13 protein-coding genes and 1 pseudogene are annotated in these 17,541 nt (G+C 59.9%); 1 reads left to right on the top strand and 13 read right to left on the bottom strand.

Annotated elements, in window-relative coordinates:
* Window positions 1-165: 165 nt before the first annotated feature.
* Window positions 166-1,758 (top strand): phosphatidylinositol-specific phospholipase C domain-containing protein, encoded by a 1,593-nt coding sequence (locus HDG39_RS20450; protein WP_184008091.1) that lies wholly within the window; start codon window positions 166-168, stop codon window positions 1,756-1,758.
* A gap of 477 nt (window positions 1,759-2,235) precedes the next feature.
* Here the strand turns inward: HDG39_RS20450 and glnA are convergent, their stop codons facing one another.
* The 13 genes and pseudogenes from glnA to HDG39_RS20385 all read right to left on the bottom strand — a co-directional run bounded on the left by glnA (window position 2,236) and on the right by HDG39_RS20385 (window position 17,528).
* Window positions 2,236-3,741: a type I glutamate--ammonia ligase gene (gene glnA, locus HDG39_RS20445; protein WP_184008089.1), complete on the bottom strand. Its 1,506-nt coding sequence runs from the start codon at window positions 3,739-3,741 to the stop codon at window positions 2,236-2,238.
* A gap of 101 nt (window positions 3,742-3,842) precedes the next feature.
* Entirely contained in the window at window positions 3,843-4,046 is a 204-nt protein-coding gene (locus HDG39_RS20440) for a hypothetical protein (protein ID WP_018424860.1), read from the bottom strand.
* 311 nt (window positions 4,047-4,357) lie between these two features.
* The gene (locus tag HDG39_RS20435; RefSeq protein ID WP_184008087.1) at window positions 4,358-5,524 is read right to left on the bottom strand and encodes a radical SAM protein; all 1,167 of its coding nucleotides are present in this window, start codon (window positions 5,522-5,524) and stop codon (window positions 4,358-4,360) included.
* 180 nt (window positions 5,525-5,704) lie between these two features.
* Complete coding sequence (locus HDG39_RS20430; protein ID WP_184008085.1) at window positions 5,705-6,796, bottom strand: hypothetical protein; 1,092 nt, start codon at window positions 6,794-6,796, stop codon at window positions 5,705-5,707.
* Between the two features lie 338 nt (window positions 6,797-7,134).
* Window positions 7,135-7,260 carry a zinc ribbon domain-containing protein gene (locus HDG39_RS20425; RefSeq protein WP_409339020.1) on the bottom strand — a complete coding sequence of 42 codons (126 nt, stop codon included), beginning with the start codon at window positions 7,258-7,260 and terminating at the stop codon, window positions 7,135-7,137.
* Between the two features lie 160 nt (window positions 7,261-7,420).
* The gene (locus HDG39_RS20420) at window positions 7,421-9,037 is read right to left on the bottom strand and encodes a methyl-accepting chemotaxis protein (RefSeq protein ID WP_184008083.1); all 1,617 of its coding nucleotides are present in this window, start codon (window positions 9,035-9,037) and stop codon (window positions 7,421-7,423) included.
* A 179-nt stretch (window positions 9,038-9,216) separates the two neighbouring features.
* Window positions 9,217-9,622 (bottom strand): annotated as a pseudogene (locus HDG39_RS35175) (phosphatase PAP2 family protein).
* Window positions 9,623-9,777: 155 nt separating this feature from the next.
* A complete protein-coding gene (locus HDG39_RS20410; protein ID WP_184008081.1) occupies window positions 9,778-11,490 on the bottom strand; it encodes a SulP family inorganic anion transporter in 1,713 nt (570 codons plus the stop codon).
* Window positions 11,491-12,148: 658 nt separating this feature from the next.
* Window positions 12,149-13,201: a LacI family DNA-binding transcriptional regulator gene (locus HDG39_RS20405; protein ID WP_184008079.1), complete on the bottom strand. Its 1,053-nt coding sequence runs from the start codon at window positions 13,199-13,201 to the stop codon at window positions 12,149-12,151.
* A gap of 45 nt (window positions 13,202-13,246) precedes the next feature.
* On the bottom strand, window positions 13,247-14,407 hold the full coding sequence (locus tag HDG39_RS20400; protein ID WP_260328106.1) for an ABC transporter ATP-binding protein: 1,161 nt from the start codon (window positions 14,405-14,407) through the stop codon (window positions 13,247-13,249).
* A gap of 3 nt (window positions 14,408-14,410) precedes the next feature.
* Window positions 14,411-15,328 carry a carbohydrate ABC transporter permease gene (locus tag HDG39_RS20395; protein WP_184008077.1) on the bottom strand — a complete coding sequence of 306 codons (918 nt, stop codon included), beginning with the start codon at window positions 15,326-15,328 and terminating at the stop codon, window positions 14,411-14,413.
* Entirely contained in the window at window positions 15,325-16,281 is a 957-nt protein-coding gene (locus tag HDG39_RS20390; RefSeq protein WP_184008075.1) for a carbohydrate ABC transporter permease, read from the bottom strand. Before HDG39_RS20390 ends, HDG39_RS20395 begins: the two co-directional genes overlap by 4 nt.
* An 8-nt stretch (window positions 16,282-16,289) precedes the next feature.
* Entirely contained in the window at window positions 16,290-17,528 is a 1,239-nt protein-coding gene (locus HDG39_RS20385) for an ABC transporter substrate-binding protein (protein WP_184008073.1), read from the bottom strand.
* Window positions 17,529-17,541: the final 13 nt, after the last annotated feature.

The following is a 17,541-nucleotide window of genomic DNA, read 5'->3' as shown; positions in this document are numbered from 1 at the left end:
TCGCCATGTGTGTCCGGAGTCGGAATTGGAGTCAGCAGACCTAACGATGTGCATACTTTCACTTTGCATTGTGACCGAAGACTATGGCGCATCGGCACAAGCCACACCCTTTCACCATTGCTGGTGTACGGCATTCTCCCGTTTTTACGTGCACCGGCGTAGTTAATGCCGCCGTTACCGCTTTCGGCAGAGTTGATGTTCTCGCAACCGATCGTCATTTCATTCCGAGGTAAATTTATGAAAAATTCAAGAACGACATGGTTATTTCATGCCACGTTTTTTTTGCTTTCCTTGATCGCGTCAATGCGCTCAGAAGCGGTTACCGAGCACGAGAACGAAGTAACTTTTTCTTCCTATTCAAGTCCCGTTTCCGGGCAGACGATAAAATTAGGTGGTTTAATAAACGTGGAGTACAGCATAACTGCGGGACAGCCGTACAGCGGGGTTTATCTAAAAAATGATCAGACGCTGGTGGTCAGGGCCGGAAGAAAGGGCAGTACTACCCCGGTAACCTGGCTAAAAAGCAAAGGTTTTCCACTAGGGAGCAATCCGGCCGATCTTAATTTTGCTGTCGCTGGTGACCTCGTACTGAATGTAACGTCGCCATCTTACACTGGTCAGCTAACCTGCAGGAATATCGCTCTAGCACAAGGCCACAACGGAGCAAATAACGACTGGTGGCTGTATAGCAATACAAAAAACGATTTTAATGACGGGTTGAATTATTTTCATGTAAATAACAAGGTGCTTGTTGTAAATTGCGAAAATGGATCCCGGGATCCGTATTATCTTTTTCTAGGAAACTCCGGCGTCTCTGCGTTTTTCCTACGCGGTGCTATCGTTAGCCGCAGTACGAACGACTGGATGGGGAAACTGCCTTCAAGTTTTCAATATTTAAATCAGATTGCGCTGCCAGGCAGTCACGATGCTGGAATGTCGGAAGTTAATCATTGCACAGTCGGAGCCGCCGCATGGAACACACGAACGCAAAACCGGAACATATTGAATCAGGCTTTGGCAGGTTCCAGATATTTCGATATCAGGGTTGATTACGATCATGATGAGTTGTGGACATATCATAGAACTGGCGCCGGCGTTGGTTGCAGCGGGCAACGTCTGAATGATGTCCTCAACAATGCCGTATCTTTCCTGTCTGCGAATCCGACTGAGACATTGATCCTGAAATTTTCCCACACGCGGTCGGATAGCGGCCATTCACAGAGGGATATTGTCGAAAGGGTTGTAAATTTACTCACATCAAGTTACACGGATTATCTGTATAAATCAGATAATAATGGCGTTAATCTTTCCAGAGTGGACCTTGACTCGATGAGGGGGAAGATCATAGCGGTATTTGATTACGAATACTTTGCGCACATCAATCCGCAGCAAGGGATTTTTAGTTATCTTGACTATGACCCGTCTTATCCAACGATTAGTGCCAACCTGAAAGTATACGATCGCTACTCAAATTCCAATAATGTGCAGACTATGCGATCGGATCAATTATCAAGACTTCGAAACTATGGTGGATTGGGGAAAGACTATTTGTTTCTGTTGTCGTGGACATTGACCCAGCAGGTTGATGACATCTTGCGCGGCAGGTCCATTGAGACTCTGGCGACAGTGTTTGCCAACCCGGCGCTCCAGGGGGCGTTAGATGAGGTGCGACAGCAGGCGTACCCCCGACCGAACATCGTCTATGTTGATTTTATAAATCCCAGCCTGTCGAGCAGCATTATTAACCTCAACTATTAACAAAAAGGATAAAATCCACGTCTTGTAGGCGTGACGTCCGCCTGACTGGCAACGCCATTCAGGCGGGGAATCTGCAACCAAAGCTAATCCGCCTTTTGGCCTTGTCCTTTTAGGATCGCGTCGAGTTTGGCCTCGATGCGAAGGTTTGTACACCCGATGAGATACACGAGACAATAAACATTTAGACCGGGGATTGCGCATAGGGTCGTCCAGCGCAAAAGAGGCCGTCCCTTATCTTTCGCGAGGAAATAACCCAAGATCCCGAACGCTAAACTCATGAGGAGCAGCGGGATAAATGCTATGAATCTGTCGGCTTGCTGTGTCGGCTGCATCGTGCCTCCTCTTTTATTCGTAGCGGTGTAGCGTCGTGCCTACGCGCCGCGAGGCGCGGAAGCAATTTGGCTCTTCCTATGCGTTAGCTGCCTCGTCGTTGCGGCGCTCTCGCACCAAGACCGAGTCACCGCCTGCGTTGTTCTTCTAGATATCGAAGTACAGATAAAACTCCCATGGATGCGGACGCAATTTGATGGTGTCGATCTCGCGGCTGCGCTTGTAGTCGATCCAGGTCTGGATCACGTCGTCGGTAAAGACATCGCCTTTGCGCAGGAACGTGTTATCGGTTTCGAGCGCCGCCAGCGCCGCGTCGAGGGAGCCCGGCACCTGCCGTATATTGCGCGCTTCTTCGGGCGGCAGATCGTAGATGTTGCGGTCGAGCGGCTCGCCGGGATCGGTCTTGTTTTCAATGCCGTCGAGGCCGGCCATCAGCATCGCGGCGAAAGCAAGATATGCATTGGCCGACGGGTCCGGACAGCGAAATTCGACGCGCCGCGCGTTCGGCGAATCCGAATACATCGGAATGCGCGCCGCGGCCGAACGGTTGCGCTGCGACATCGCCAGATTGACGGGCGCCTCATATCCGGGTACCAGGCGTTTGTATGAATTCGTCGTCGGCGCGCAGAAGGCCATCAGCGCGGGTGCGTGCTGGAGCAATCCGCCGATGTACCAGCGGCACATGTCCGAAGTCAGCGCCCAGCCGCCCGCGTCGTAAAAGAGGTTCTGTTCGTCTTTCCACAGGCTCTGGTGACAATGCATGCCGCTCGCATTGTCGGCGAACAGCGGCTTCGGCATGAAGGTTGCGACTTTGCCGTGCCGACGCGCGACGTTCTTGCAGACGTACTTGTAGATCATCACGTTGTCGGCCATGCGGGTCAGCGTCGCAAAGCGCATGTCGATCTCGTTCTGTCCCGCGGTCGCAACTTCGTGGTGATGCACTTCGATCTGTACGCCCGCCTGCTGGAGCGTCAGCGCAATTTCCGAGCGGATCTCCTGCAGCGTGTCATGAGGCGGCACCGGAAAATAGCCCTCCTTGTAGCGCTGCTTGTAGCCGAGGTTGCCACCGCCGTATGCGCCTTCGTCGCGACCGGTGGTCCAGTCGCCCTCGCCCGACTCGACGTAGTAGTAGCCGCAGTGCTGATCCTGGCCGAAGCGGATGGAGTCGAAGATGAAGAATTCGAGCTCTGGCCCGAAATAACACGTCGTCGCGATGCCCGTCTGGCGCAGATAGTTCTCCGCCTTTTTCGCCACGTAGCGCGGATCGCGCGAATACGGCTGCCGCAGCACGGGATCGACGACGTCGCAAATGATCGACAGCGTCGGCGTGCCGCAAGCCGGGTCGACGAAGGCCGTTGCCGGGTCAGGCCGCAGCAGCATGTCGGACTCGTGGATCTCCTGAAAGCCGCGGATCGATGAACCATCGAAACCGATGCCGGCGCTGAACAGGTCGTCGTGAACTTCGGGAAGCGTGATCGAAAAATGCTGCCAGAGTCCGGGCAAGTCGGTGAATTTCAGATCGACGATCTGAATATCGCGCTCTTGCAGCAGGCCGATCACATCGCTTGCGCTTTGTGGTCGCGTGACGCGATAGCTGCCCGCTTCGACGGACGCCGCAAACGGCGATCCGGTGGTTCCTTGCGTACTGGCCATGAACTTTGCCCTCTTCCGCCCCTTTACCGCCCGTGTACTTATAGTCCAACGTTAGTACGTTAGTACGTCCACGCGCGAAAACAAGGCGGCAGTGCGCGGACCTAGCGGTCTTGCTCCAGAGCCTTCAAATGAGCCTCGCCGGCATCTCTGGCAGCGGCGGAGGTCGCATACGTCTCGTCCGAAACGAGCGAGCGTTTGACCTCACGGGCCGCGAAGTCGACCAGCGTGATCACCCAGACATGCTCGCCACCCTGCTCGGCCGTTTGCACGAAAGCGCGCACGTCGCCCTTGTCCTCTGATTTCATCGTGACCTCCTTGTGGAAAAGTCGCGCGAAAAAAGGGGAGCGCGACCATAAAGCCGTTCGCGAGCCGCGGTGCTTTCCGCACGGAGCGCGTAGCTTGATCTTAGGCAATGGAATCGGTCCAGTGACGGTTTTCTCGCTTCCGATGCCGAGCACAGCCGATGGGTTCGGCGGTGAAAGCGGCTTGCCCGCAATCATCTAAAGCCCTCATCAAGTCCTTGTCGGGAGGCGCGGTTGCGCCCGTCGAGTAACGCGGACGGGCGTTCGAATGGGCGAGCCGTCTCCCCCAGGGACCTCAGTCGCGGAAATCGAGCTCATTCAGTTTGCGGCGTGGAACGGCGTTGGCCAGTCCGTCCTGCGAACGAGATGAGCGCCGCTCGAGGTAATTCTTCCACTGAAAGCGCCCACAGCGAATACGCAACGCCGCGCTGGAACAACAAGCCGACAGCAGCCCGAAGCTGCCCCTTGCCCAGCGCGTACACCGAGTCGGTCACGGCGACGGCACCGTGCATCAGAATGCTGGCATGCCGGTAGCACCCCATCATGCAGTCATTGCAGGGTTGCCGTTGATCGGGCAGGCGGTCGAGGTCGAAGACGGAGCCCATCGGCTCAGGCCACGCCTCGCAACGCCAAACATCGAGGTTCCAGTCGATATAAAAGTACTTGCTGCCACCGATGCATGGAACCAGTTGCTGTTCGCCGCGCACGAAACGCGCGACCTCGGCCAGCGCAGCGCTCGGGTCCATGACACGGAAATGCTTCTTGAGGCGCGCGATTGCGCTCAACGCTTCGAGTAGTTCTTCCGCGTTCAGGTCGACGAGTTTCGATTCTTCGTCGTAAACAAGCGATGTAGATCCAAACGCCTCGCGCCGTGGATAGGAAAAAACGACGGCATCGAAGCCAAGGCGGTTGAGCGTCTCGGGAAGCAACTCGTAACGGACCAGTCGGCTCACCGTAATCGATGCGCAGACCTCGATGCCGAAGCTATGGGCCTGAATGATGCCGTCGCGGATGCGGGCCTCGAGACCGCGCAGACCGCGATTGCGCTCATGCTCGCGCATGTCCGCGCTATCGATGGAAATCAGCAGACGCCTGAGTCCGGCCGCCGCCAGTGGCTTGATGTAGCGGGGAAGAAACCAGCCGTTCGTGATCACGCCGCACTGCATGCCGGCCTTGGTGGCCGAAGCCACGAGCGATGCGATCTCGGGATGAACCAGCGGCTCGCCTCCCTGCAGCGTCATGTAACGAATCCGGCGTCTGCGCAGGATCGGCAGTGCGCGCGCGAACTCATCAGGGTCGAGATAGCGACGTGGCCCCGCCAGATTTTTCTCGCGAGAGAACCCGCAGAAGTCGCATGCGGCGTTGCAGACGTTCGTCACCGATACGTCGCACACCGCGGGCAGCGGATTGCGCGGTTCGCTGCCGACACCGTCTACATGCCGCTGATCGCGCCACTTGATGATCCGCTCTGTCGTATCCATGGGACCCTCACCGCCTGCCGACGAATTCGGCACGAAGCTTCATAGAATACGCTCAACGCGCTGCGCATGATCCATTCTTACGCCAGCCTACGCCTTGAATCTACCGGTGCGTGCCGTCAATGCGAGTCCGATAACCGCAATACCAGCGAAGAGCGCCGTCAATCTGGCAGCACGCACTGTCTATTTCCAGATTTGCACGCTCCCATCGAGATACCCAATCTCCTTCGTCTTGCTGCCCGTGAGCAGGCACGAGGTTGAAACGGCCCGAGTCTGGAGCGCAAGTCGGCTCACGTCTCGCAGATGTGCATAGGATTTCAAACGAGTCGGCGTTTTTGGTGTGACATCCCGTTTCAGGCTCCTGATAAACACGTACTTATAGTCGCTTTCTGTGTCGTGTTCGGCCAGGTAATTAGCTAACCACGCAGTCGCAATTGAAATGACGCGATTCCGCGCTTCATTGGCGTTATTCTGGGCTATCGACTTCCCCATATTGACCGTTCCGAAACCGGCCATCGGATGCTTTGCCATCTTACGCTTGAGGCCTGGTTTCGCGCTCCGTCCTGGAATGTCGTCCGGAGCGGGTTGCGCGTCTGACGCGCCGGCATGCATCAACATCGACGCCCAGGTATAGTACTGGCCGCTTAGCCCGTAGCATATTTGCTTCTCAATCAAGTCGAGCAGCATGAAGGTCGCCATGAAAACGCCTCCTCCCGACTTATCACGGTCGGCGCCTCCCTCGCTGATCAGCAGTCCCGCGATCGTGTTGGCCAATTCGACCGCGTCGTCGTCGCCGCTCGTTTGCCCCCACAGGAGTTGCCGCGCTTTGGTGGCCGCTGTCGAATAAACCTTCGCGACCCGCCGTGCCTTGCGGGTGTAGACCGTCTGCGCCTTCGGGTCGAATCCGCGCGCCTTGTCAGCCGACTCGCCTGCGGCTACCACGTGCGAAGTCGCCATGGCGACTTCGCCTTCGAAGAGTTCGGGCGGAACTTCAGTCACGTCCGACGTGTAGCTCTTTAAACCTTTTGCCGCCCCGCCCCACTTCGCAATTAGCCGGTCTGCCACCTTGATAAAAACGGCTTCTTCACCCACCGGCTGTTGGCTTAACCAATACCAGTCTCCAATTCCAAGGGGTTGGTAGGGAACGGCGAACGTGCCCTCCCCGTGTGGTTTGCTTGCGGTCGGTTTGGTGCTTGCTAACAGGTTCCAGATGTCCGCATACAGCAGGTGATCAACGTCTAGCGATTTGAATGCTCTACCGAATCCGATCTTCATCTCGACCTCACAAAATGGGTTTGAATCGAAAATTGGTATGTCGCAATGAAGCTCTCGCGCAAGTTGGCGGAATTAGCGCGTTCTTCAATTCGAATTCCTCGAGCTATGCCTTTTCAATTCCGCCCATCTGTCCGGATGGATTGCCTACAGAAATGTGGTTACCGGACTCGACTGCACCGCACAGTCGGCAACCGGCATACGGCATCCCACAAGGCGACGGGAGGATCGACGAGCGCAGATCCGCCGGCAGGGCTGAACCGACGCACGAATGTCCGCGCGAAAGCATGGGGCAACCGCCGCAAATGGCCGGATTTTTCCGTCGCCCGGTCAGACAGGTTTCAGCTCTTTCTGGAGGTTTTCGCCACAAATGGCGTGGGTATGTGCAGAACCTTCTCGCTTCCGCACTTCGGGCAGGCCGGGTGAGCGTTTTCATGTTCAGCAAGATGCTCGGCATGTTCGAACATCTCACCGCACTTCTCACACCTGTACCGGTAAGTCGGCATGGCATTCCTCCAATGAGAATCCCGCACATCGGGCTGACCAGATACGTCTACGACGTCGGCAATAACCCATTCTAGTGCAGGAAAGTGCGAGAAACGCCTGCTTGCAACTCGGGCGCAGCGCTCATCGTATGGGGCGAATGTCAGTTTGCCCGCCGCCTACCAGCCGAAATACCTGCACGGCATCTTCCAATGTGGACGCCTGCTCTTGCATGCTGGCTGCCGCGGCTGCCACCTGCTCCACCAGGGCAACGTTCTGCTGGGTCATCTCGTCCATCTGCCCGATCGCGCGGTTGACTTCGCCGATGCCGGTACTTTGCTCGTTGCTCGCGTGGGTAATCTCACCCATCAGGGTGACCACACTATCGACAGCCGTGACGATTTCGCTCATGTCCCGGCCGGCCTGGTCGACCAGTTCGCCGCCTGCATTGACGTTGCCGACCGAGTCGGTGATCAGCGCCTTGATTTCCTTGGCGGCCATGGCGCTGCGTTGGGCCAGGCTGCGCACCTCGGCGGCGACGACCGCAAAGCCGCGTCCCTGGTCGCCGGCGCGTGCTGCCTCGACGGCCGCGTTCAAAGCCAGGATATTGGTCTGAAAGGCAATTGAGTCGATCATGCTAATGATGTCGACGATCTTGTGTGAACTGCCGCGGATCAACGACATGGTGGTCACCACATGGCCCACCACGGTGCCGCCTTTGACCGCGAGATCGGAGGCCGAGGCGATGTGTTGGTTGGCGTGCGAAGCGCGTTCGGCATTGGCGCGGACCATCGCCGTCAATTGTTCCATCGTCGATGCGGTTTCCTCGAGCGAGCCAGCCTGCGCCTCGGTGCGAGACGAAAGCTCCGCGTTGCCGGCCGCAATTTCGCGCGCGCCCAGCGCGATCATATCGGAGGCACGTCGGACGTTGCCGACTACCGAGGCCAAACCGACACTGATGCCGTTCATCGCCTGCATCAACTGGCCCAGTTCGTCGCGCCGGCTGACATGAACTTGCGCGGTCAAATCGCCGGCTGCGAGTTTTTCGGCGGCGGCCTTCGCTTCGAGCAGTTGCATGCCGAGACCGCGCCGGGTCGTCACGAAGACCAGCGCGCTGACCAGCAGCGCGCCGAGTAGCCCGAAGCCGATCACCCTGGTTTGCAGGAAGGCGGGCAACGCCGCTCCCGGGCTCGATCGGTCGGGGGGGATCACTGCCTCCAGCAGCCGACCATAGCCCAGCAGAAGTACGGTATTGGCGGCCAGCGTAAGCAGCGCGATTCTGGCTCCGATCGACAGGTTCCACATCTCACTGACGTCGAGGCCGACATACAGCGCGCCGATTACCTCGCCAGAACTGTCCCGGATCGGCTCGTACCGTGTCATATATTGCTTGCCGAATAGCGTCGCGTAACCGGTGTAGGGTTGCCCCCCGCGCAGCATCCGATAGCCGGGATGCGAGCGGTCGAGTACCGTGCCCACGGCCCGCTCGCCGGTTTGCCTTTTGACCGAAGTGGCGACGCGCACGAAGTCGTCGCCAATTGCGACGAATAACGTGCCCGTCGCGCGGGTTTTGGCGGTGAAGTGGTCCACTTCGCCGTAGTTGAGGTTCAGCACGGTGTTCCCGTTTAGCAGCCTGGGAGTCATGACACCGAGGATGTCGACACTGCTTGATTCGTCGCGTGAAAATGGAGCTGGAAAATACCCGGCGAGCGTTCGCGCGTGACGGCGCACCCGGGCCTTGAGCGGCAGCAGAGAGTACATGAAGTGAACCCCGTCGACTAAGTCAGCGAGCCGAATAAATCGGACGTTTTATTCTGAATTCATTAGACAGAATATTGCATGAGATGGCAATAGAGCGTGCTCGCTAATCGCAGCTCACTGAAAGGCGGCGCCAGGCGAACCTCAAGAATATCGGCATGCGCCGTGGCGCTCCGCGCGGGTCATAGATGTTTGAAGACTCCGCACGCCAGAGCACGCAGTTCTTCGAACTGCGTGACGAGTTCGACACACAAAATGAAGGCCAGCATTGCAGAAGGTCCCGGATAGCGTTCGATCTATCCCCACGGCGCCCCCTACCAACAAATCGGTCGGATAGTGAAAGCCCAGATAGGCCCGCGGAAGGCAAATGAAGAGCGCCACGACACCGCTGAGAAGCGTCGCGAGAACTATTTCGCGCCGCCATTCGGAGCGCCCGTCTTGCTGAAACCAGATCCACCAAAGCACGGCAATCAGTACCAGGCCTTTAAAGGTGTATAGGTCGGCGATGGCTTGTATCGATTGTGTCGCGAAATGACCGAAGTGTATGCTGGACAGATATGTTTCGATGGACGAATCGAAGCTATTCATCTTCTTGTAATCGATATCTGATAGTCGAAGCGGAAGGTCAGCATAATCGAGGCAAGCGACAACAAATGAGGCGCAGACAACGTTTGCTAGCAATTTTCCCGTCCGAGGCGGTGTTCACGGCACGCGCCGCCTCAGTGCGAAGCCAGGACTCTCCGTTATGGCGCCCCCTTAACCTGCTCATGCGGATTTTCCACTCCCGCCATGCTCAGCGCCTCATGCAGCGTGCCGAAAATACAGCGCTCCTCGACGATCGGCGTGATTCCATGCCGATCCATATCCGAGCGCAAATAGCGATTCACCCGCGCAAAGACCACCTCGATCCCATTGCGCTTGAGTGCCGAGCACAACTCGCCCACCGAGCGCGCCGCCGAATAATCGACATCCGTAATCGCGCTCGCATCGACGACGAACCAGCGCACGGCATTCGGTGCGTGATCGATCAGGCGGCGCGTATCGTCGACGAAAAAATGATCGTTCGCGTAGAACAGATCGGCGCCGAAACGATAGACGATCAACCCCGGCGCGGTCTCCACGCCGGGCACCGCCGGCACCGGCACCCACATGCCGTCGCCGTTGGGCGCGAGCATCATCGTGTGGGGGCGGTAGCTGTGTCGCACGTGACGCAGCAACGACAACGCGACGGCGACCAGAATGCCGTGCTCGACGCCGATCAGCACGACCGCCGCCGCCGTGAACAAAGCCAGCGCGAATTCGCCGGGACTTTCGCGGCGAATCGAAAAGAGCGACTGCAGATTGATCAGGCCGACCGCGATCGTAAACACGATGCTCGCGAGAATGCAGTGCGGCAGATACTGCAGATAGCGGCTGAAAAACAGCAGCACGACCACCACGACCACCGCGAACACGAGCTGCGCGAACTGGCTGCGCGTGCCGGCGCGATCGGCCATCGCGGTCTGCGTCAGGCTGCCGTTGACGACGAACGCGCCGGAAAACGCCGCCGCCGCGTTGGCGGCCGCGATGCCGAGCAGGTCCGCGTTGGTATCGACCGGCTCGTGATAGCGGTCGGCGAACACCCGGCTCGCCGCGGCGCTTTGCGCGACGATCATCACGAAGCACGACGCCGCGACCGGCACGAGATCGAGCATCTGCTGCCACGTCACCGACGGAATCCGCAGCGGCGGCAATCCGCCCTCCACCGGTCCGAGGATGGAGATGCCGTGCGCGGCGAATCCGAACACATCGCTCGCGGCGATGCCCGCGACGACCGCGGCCAACGGCACCGGCAGGCGCGGCCAGAAACGCTTGCAGACGAGAATCGCGGTCACCACGAGCAGCGAGATCGCCAGTGTCGGCCGATTGATCTGCGCGGCGTCGCTCACGACGAGCAGCAGTTGTTTCACGCTGCTCGCCGCATGTCCGCGCACGCCGAGCATGTCGCCGAGCATCGCGATGCCGACCTGCACACCGACGCCCGCAAGAAAGCCGACCAGCACCGTACGCGACAGGAAATCGGCGAGAAAGCCGAGCTTGAAGATGCGCGCGACGAGGAGCAACCCGGCCGTCAGCAACGCGACCATCGCCGCGAGCGCCGCATACTCGGCGCTCGACGCGGGCGCCATCGTCGAAAGACGACTCGCGAAGATCGTCGCGGTGGCCGAATCGGCGGCGACGACCAGATGCCGCGAAGCACCGAAGAACGCGAATGCGACGAGCGGCAGGAACACCGTGTAGAGCCCGGTGACGGCCGGCATGCCGGCAATGCGCGCATAGCCGAGGACCTGCGGAATATCCATCGACGCAAGCTGCACACCGGCCAGCGCATCGCGCGCCGCCGCAATCCGGCTCAAAGGAAGAACGCCCTTCAGCACGCTGGCACGTGCCGCCATTTTTTGCAGAGAATCTTGCATACGCGATGCTGACCTGAAACGAAGGTAATCGCGCATCGTGCCGCGAACCGGCGCGCCAAGGCAAGACTTATGGAAGGGAGAACGGGCTATTGACGAAAACGAAAACGAGAAAGCAAACCGAAAGAACGCAAACGATTGCTCCTTTCAAGCGCACAGCAAACTAACGGACGTTAATCGCAAAGCGAAAATCTCCACGGCGCAGCCGCGGAAAAAAACGCGCGAAGAAGCTCTACCGTTTGAATTGCCCTGTGTGCGGGTCCACGTGGCGCGCAAAACCGAACAGCGCAGCAATGCAGATCGGACAGGCGATCAGAAAGATGGCCAACATCACACTCACCCCGTAACAACTTGTTACCAGCAAGTGTAGAGAAATTTGAAGCAAGTTTAATGAGGGAAAACCGCAAAGCACTATTGCGGAGGATTACGAGAGCCTGAAAAAGATCGTCGATACGTAAGTGAAAAACGCGAATAAGCGCACCTGCCGCGCGTGAAAAACCGCGCGGAAATATCCGTTGGACTTCAAGGAAAACCCCGCCGCGCATTGTTGGCAGCCGCGCCCCTGGTTCGTTCGCAGGTCTGCACACCGCCCGCATACGACAGCCGCCACGGCGCGTGTCCGCGCGCCAGGCACCACACCGCCACGATTAGGCAAACCCTTCTACCGCTTGGCGTCGCGCCTATTTTTCTTCGGCATCGGCGCTGGCCCGACCGATTCGCGCATCGTCACGCTGAGCGGAAACTCGCGCACGATCTCCCAGGTGGTGCCGTAACACTGGTTGATGAGCCAGCGCACCGCATTTTGCGTAAGTTCCGCGGTTGGAATATGCACCGACGTGAGTCCGGGCGCCGCGTAGGCGGCCGAGTAGTCGTCGTCGTAGCTGATCACGGAGATGTCGTGCGGCACCGAAATGCCCGCCTGGTGAAAGCGCGCGAGCACGCTGACCGCCATCGTGTCGTTCGCGCAGAACAGGCCGGTTACGCGCCGCTGCGTCTCGAGCAGCTTCTGCGCGGCCGCGTAGCCGCCTTCGGGCGAAAAGTCGGATTCGATCAGCGTGACGTCGTCGCGCGCAATGCCGGCTCGCGCGAGCTCGGCGAAAAAGCCGTCGATCCGCATCACGTTGTCCGACGCGGTAGCGGGCCCGGAAACCACCGCGATGTCGCGATGCCCGTGATCGAGCAGCGTGCGCGCCGCGAGTTCGCCGCCGCGCCGATGATCCGCGCTGAACGACGCCTCGGGCAACTGCTCGAACGCGCGATTCAGGAACACCATCTTCGGATGCATGCCATGCAGCATGATCAGGTCTTCGTCGTGCAAATCGTGGCTGATCACGACCACGCCATCGCAATCGCGGCCGATCAAAAAGCGCACTGCCTCGATCGCCTGCTCGCGCGGCGACACCTCGCCGCAACCGGTCGCGACCACGACATGGCGCCCCACCGCGCGCAGCTCGGTGTCGGTCTGCTTCAGGATCGTGCCGTAGTAGGAACCAAAGAAAGTCGGCACGAAGATGCCGATGATGCCGAGCTGCCGCGTCGCCATCGCCCGGCCGATCGACGACGGGCGGAAATTCAGCGCCTCGATCGCCGCCTTCACGCGCGCCGCGGCATCGGCAGAAATCGGTCCCTTGCCGGAAATGGCTCGTGAGGCGGTCGACATGCCCACGCCGGCCAGTTCCGCGACGTCCTTGAGTGTTGCCACGCGGTTCTCCATCAAGCCTGTCTCGACGAGCCGCTTCGCGCGTGACGCGCCGCGGCGTTATAAGCGCGCGCCGCTCGCTTCGTCGAATAGCGAGACATGCGCGGCGTCGAACGAGAACGCCACGGTGTCATCCTCCGCAATCGGCGCTTTTGTCTGATCGATCGACGCGATCTGTTCGCCATGATAGTCGAGCCAGATCACGCGGTGGTTGCCCATCGGCTCCATTAGCGAAACTTTCGCGCGCTGGCTGGCGTCTTCCGTGATATGCACGTCTTCGGCGCGTACGCCGAGTACGCAGGGCACGCCCTGCGCGGGCGCCCCCTTGAACGCGTACGCCGACACGTCGATCCGCACCTGCCCAGTGCAAAAGTGGAGCGCGCCGTCGCGCGTCTCGAGCGCGCCCTTCAGCAGATTCATGGCCGGCGAGCCGAGGAAGGTCGCCACGAACAGATTGTTCGGCCGCGCATAGACCTCGGCCGGCGTGCCGAACTGCTGGATCACGCCGCCGCGCATCACGGCCATGCGCGTCGCGAGCGTCATCGCCTCGACCTGATCGTGCGTCACGTAGATCATCGTCGCGCCCAGGCTGTGATGCAGCTGCTTCAGTTCGCGGCGCAGTTCGGTGCGCAGCTTCGCGTCGAGGTTCGACAGCGGCTCGTCGAACAGGAACACGTCGGCCTCGCGCACGATCGCGCGGCCGATCGCAACGCGCTGCCGCTGTCCGCCCGACAACTGCGACGGCTTGCGCTTGAGCAGCGGCCCCAGTTGCAGCATCGCCGACGCGCGGGCGACACGCCGCGCGATTTCCGCCTTCGGCGTGCCGTTGATGCGCAGCGCGAACGACAGGTTGCGCTCGACGCTCATGGTCGGATACAGCGCGTACGACTGGAACACCAGCGCGATGCGGCGATCCTTCGGGTCGGCCCACGTCATGTCCTCGCCGGCGATCTCGATGCTGCCGTCGCTGACATCGATCAATCCCGCGATGCTGTGCAGCAGCGTGGACTTGCCGCAACCCGACGGCCCCAGCAGCACGACGAACTCGCCGGCGAGCACGTCGAGATCGAGGTTCTCGATCACCGTGTTCGAACCGAGGCGAATCGTCAGATTGCGGACCGCCACATTGGCGGGATGCGTGAGCGCCGCGGCGTCGGAGTCAGCGTTAGCGCTTGCACCCGGCACGCCGGCTGCATCGATCGTATTAGCCATGTTTGCCATGCCCTACCCCTTGACGGCGCCCGACGCGATGCCGCGCACGAACCAGCGGCCCGAAATGAAATAAACCGCGAGCGGCACCATCGACGTCAGAATGGTCGCCGCCATATTGACGTTGTAGAGCCGCTCGCCGGTCGTCGTGTTGATGATGTTGTTCAACTGCACCGTCATCGGCAGATTCTTCGTGCCAGCGAACACAAGGCCCAGAATGAAGTCGTTCCAGATGTTCGTGACCTGCATGATCAGCGCGACGACGATGATCGGCGTCGACATCGGCAGCATCAGTTGAAAGAAGATGCGCCAGAAGCTGCCGCCGTCGATGCGCGCGGCCTTGAACAGCTCCTGCGGAATCGACGCGTAGTAGTTGCGGAACAGCAGCGTCATCACCGGCATGCCGAACATCGTATGAATCAATACGATGCCCGGCAGCGAGCTGAACAGATGCACGCTCGCGAGCACGCGCACGAGCGGATAGATCATTACCTGCACTGGAATGAACGCGCCGATCAGCAGCACGCCGAACAGCAGACCCGCGCCGCGCGGCCGCCAGAACGACAGCGCGTAGCCGTTCACCGCGCCGACCATGATCGACAGAACCGTGCTTGGCACGACGATACGCACCGAGTTCCAGAAGCCGACGCGAATGCCGTTGCAATCGAGCCCGGTGCAGGCCGACTGCCACGCGGCGCTCCACGCGTCGAGCGTGAAATGCATCGGCAAGCCGAGCAGATTGCCGAGGCGGATCTCGCTCATCGGTTTGACCGACGTGACCAGCATCACGTAGAGCGGCAGCAGAAAGAACGCCGCCGCGGTGAGCAGAAACGCGTAGATGCCGAGGCGCGCCGGCGAAAACGCCGAGCGGCGGGGCCGCGTGCGCGCGCGATGCGGCAGGCCGCCTTTGAGCGTGGAATCGAGCGTGTTCATCCTCTCTCCCCGCGCAGCGCCGCACGGCTGCGTGCATAGAAGAACGGCGCGAGAACCGCCAGCACCGTCGCGAGCAGCACGATCGATGCGGCCGACGCAAGGCCGATGTTCGCGCGCCCGAACAGATAGTCCATGATGAATTTGGCCGGCACTTCGCTCGCGGTGCCGGGGCCGCCCTGCGTCATCGCGACTACCGCGTCGTACAGCTTCACGACCATCACGAACAGCAGCACGAACGCGGTAGAGATCGACGGTCCGAGCATCGGCACCACGATGCTCGCGTACACGCGCCAGCGTGGAATACCGTCGATGCGCGCGGCTTTCCACAACTCTTCGTCGATGCCGCGCAGGCCCGCGAGCAACAGCGCCATCACGAGGCCCGAAGCTTGCCACACGGTCGCGATCACGATCGTGTAGATGACCCAGTCCTGATCGACGATCCAGTCGAAGCGCGCATGCGCGAAGCCGAGATTGCGCAGCACCTGCTGCGCACCGAGCGCGGGATTCAGGATCCATTGCCATACGAGCCCGGTCGCGACGAACGACATCGCGTACGGATACAGAAACACCGTGCGCAACGCGCCTTCGGCGACCACGCGCTGATCGATAAAGATCGCCAGCAGCAAGCCGATCACCATGCACGCGATGATGAAACACGCGCCATAGATCACGATGTTCTGCAGCGACATCAACCAGCGGTCGTTGTGAAAGAGCCGCACGTACTGCGTGAAGCCCACGAAGTCGTTCGACGGAAACGTGTGCGAATTGCTGAGCGACACGCGCGCGGTCCAGACCATCGTGCCCAGGTACGTGAACACGACGGTCAGGAGCATCGGCAGCAAGGCCAGCCAGACCGCGATCGAAAACCGCCGGTTCAGCGGCTTGTTTCGCGGTTTGGGGTGCGACTTGTCCTGTGGTTTCGAACCCTCGGCTGGCAGCTTGAGCGCGTGCATGGCGAGGCCTAGCCCTTCAACGCGCTGGCGAACGCTTTCTGCGCGTCGTCGACGGACTCGTTCTTGTTCCAGAAGTTCGTCACGACGTCAGTCAACGCACCCTGCGTATCGGGCGACAGCAACATTTCCGGATTCGGCAACTGGCGCGACTTGTCCTTCATGATCGCGATGCCCTCCTTGGCGCAGACGTCGAGGCTGCTTTCGTCGACGTCAGACCGGATCGGAATCGAGCCCTTCTTCGCGCTGAACGCGACCTGCGCGGACGTCGAGGTCATCACCGTGGCGAGCAGATTCTGCGCCTTGATCGCCGCCGCGCTGTCGGTTTTCGGGAACACGAAGACGTCGCCCGCGACCAGATACGGCGAACGCGGACCGAAGCCCGGGAAGCAGCCGAAGTCCTTGCCCGCCGTTTGATTCGCCGCGACGAACTCGCCCTTCGCCCAGTCGCCCATGATCTGAACGCCGGCCTTGCCCGAAGTCACGAGCGCGGTCGCGTCGTTCCAGTTGCGGCCAGGCGAGCCCGGATCGACGAAATCGTGCAGCCGCTTGAACGACACGAGCACCTTCTTGAACGCATCGGAGTTGACCGCGGTCTGATCGTGATCGCGATAAATCTTCATATACAGGTCCGGGCCGCCCACATCGGCGAGCACCGCGTCGAACGTGATCTTCTCCTGCCACGGTTGGCCGCCGAACGCGAGCGGAATCACGCCCGCGCTCTTCAGCTTGCCGAGATCGGCGATGAATTCGTCGTAGCTTTTTGGCTCGCTCGCGATGCCCGCTTTCTGGAACACCGGCTTCGAGTAGAAGAACCACGCCGGCATATGAATGTCGACCGGCGCCGCGTAGAAGTGGCCCTTCACGCGGATACTGTCGAGAATCGACTGCGGGAAAATGCCGTTCCAGTTTTCTTTCGCGGCGACGTCGTCGACGTTATTCAGGAGTCCCTGGTCGATCAGATCGTGAAACTGCTTCGACGTATTGAATTGGGCGGCGGTGGGTGGATCGCCGCCGACGATCCGGTTGATCGCGGTGGCACGCGCCTGATCTCCGCCGGCGACTGCGTTGTCGACCCATTGGCCACCGGCCTTGTCGTACGCGACGGCAAACTGCCGAATCGCGGCCGACTCGCCGCCCGAGGTCCACCAGTGAATCACGTTAGCCTTGAGCGGTTCCGCATGCGCGACGACGCCATACAGCGCCAGTGCCGCAACTACGCCTCGCAAGACCATTCTGTTGCTGTTCATTCCGTCTCCTCCA

It is taken from the genome of Paraburkholderia lebeckiae (genome assembly GCF_014201005.1).
Classification (GTDB): domain Bacteria; phylum Pseudomonadota; class Gammaproteobacteria; order Burkholderiales; family Burkholderiaceae; genus Paraburkholderia; species Paraburkholderia tuberum.
Note: the sequence above shows the minus strand (reverse complement) of the source record. Positions and strands in the feature narration are given on the sequence as shown.

Bases quoted from the DNA above. Each gene is read 5' to 3' on its own strand.
- HDG39_RS20440 (WP_018424860.1), bottom strand. From the start codon at position 4,046: ATGAAATCAGAGGACAAGGGCGACGTGCGCGCTTTCGTGCAAACGGCC.
- glnA (WP_184008089.1), bottom strand. From the start codon at position 3,741: ATGGCCAGTACGCAAGGAACCACCGGATCGCCGTTTGCGGCGTCCGTC.
- HDG39_RS20435 (WP_184008087.1), bottom strand. From the start codon at position 5,524: ATGGATACGACAGAGCGGATCATCAAGTGGCGCGATCAGCGGCATGTA.
- HDG39_RS20410 (WP_184008081.1), bottom strand. From the start codon at position 11,490: ATGCAAGATTCTCTGCAAAAAATGGCGGCACGTGCCAGCGTGCTGAAG.
- HDG39_RS20420 (WP_184008083.1), bottom strand. From the start codon at position 9,037: ATGTACTCTCTGCTGCCGCTCAAGGCCCGGGTGCGCCGTCACGCGCGA.
- HDG39_RS20390 (WP_184008075.1), bottom strand. From the start codon at position 16,281: ATGCACGCGCTCAAGCTGCCAGCCGAGGGTTCGAAACCACAGGACAAG.
- HDG39_RS20400 (WP_260328106.1), bottom strand. From the start codon at position 14,407: ATGGCAAACATGGCTAATACGATCGATGCAGCCGGCGTGCCGGGTGCA.
- HDG39_RS20405 (WP_184008079.1), bottom strand. From the start codon at position 13,201: ATGGAGAACCGCGTGGCAACACTCAAGGACGTCGCGGAACTGGCCGGC.
- HDG39_RS20430 (WP_184008085.1), bottom strand. From the start codon at position 6,796: ATGAAGATCGGATTCGGTAGAGCATTCAAATCGCTAGACGTTGATCAC.
- HDG39_RS20425 (WP_409339020.1), bottom strand. From the start codon at position 7,260: ATGTTCGAACATGCCGAGCATCTTGCTGAACATGAAAACGCTCACCCG.
- HDG39_RS20450 (WP_184008091.1), top strand. From the start codon at position 166: ATGCCGCCGTTACCGCTTTCGGCAGAGTTGATGTTCTCGCAACCGATC.
- HDG39_RS20385 (WP_184008073.1), bottom strand. From the start codon at position 17,528: ATGAACAGCAACAGAATGGTCTTGCGAGGCGTAGTTGCGGCACTGGCG.
- HDG39_RS20395 (WP_184008077.1), bottom strand. From the start codon at position 15,328: ATGAACACGCTCGATTCCACGCTCAAAGGCGGCCTGCCGCATCGCGCG.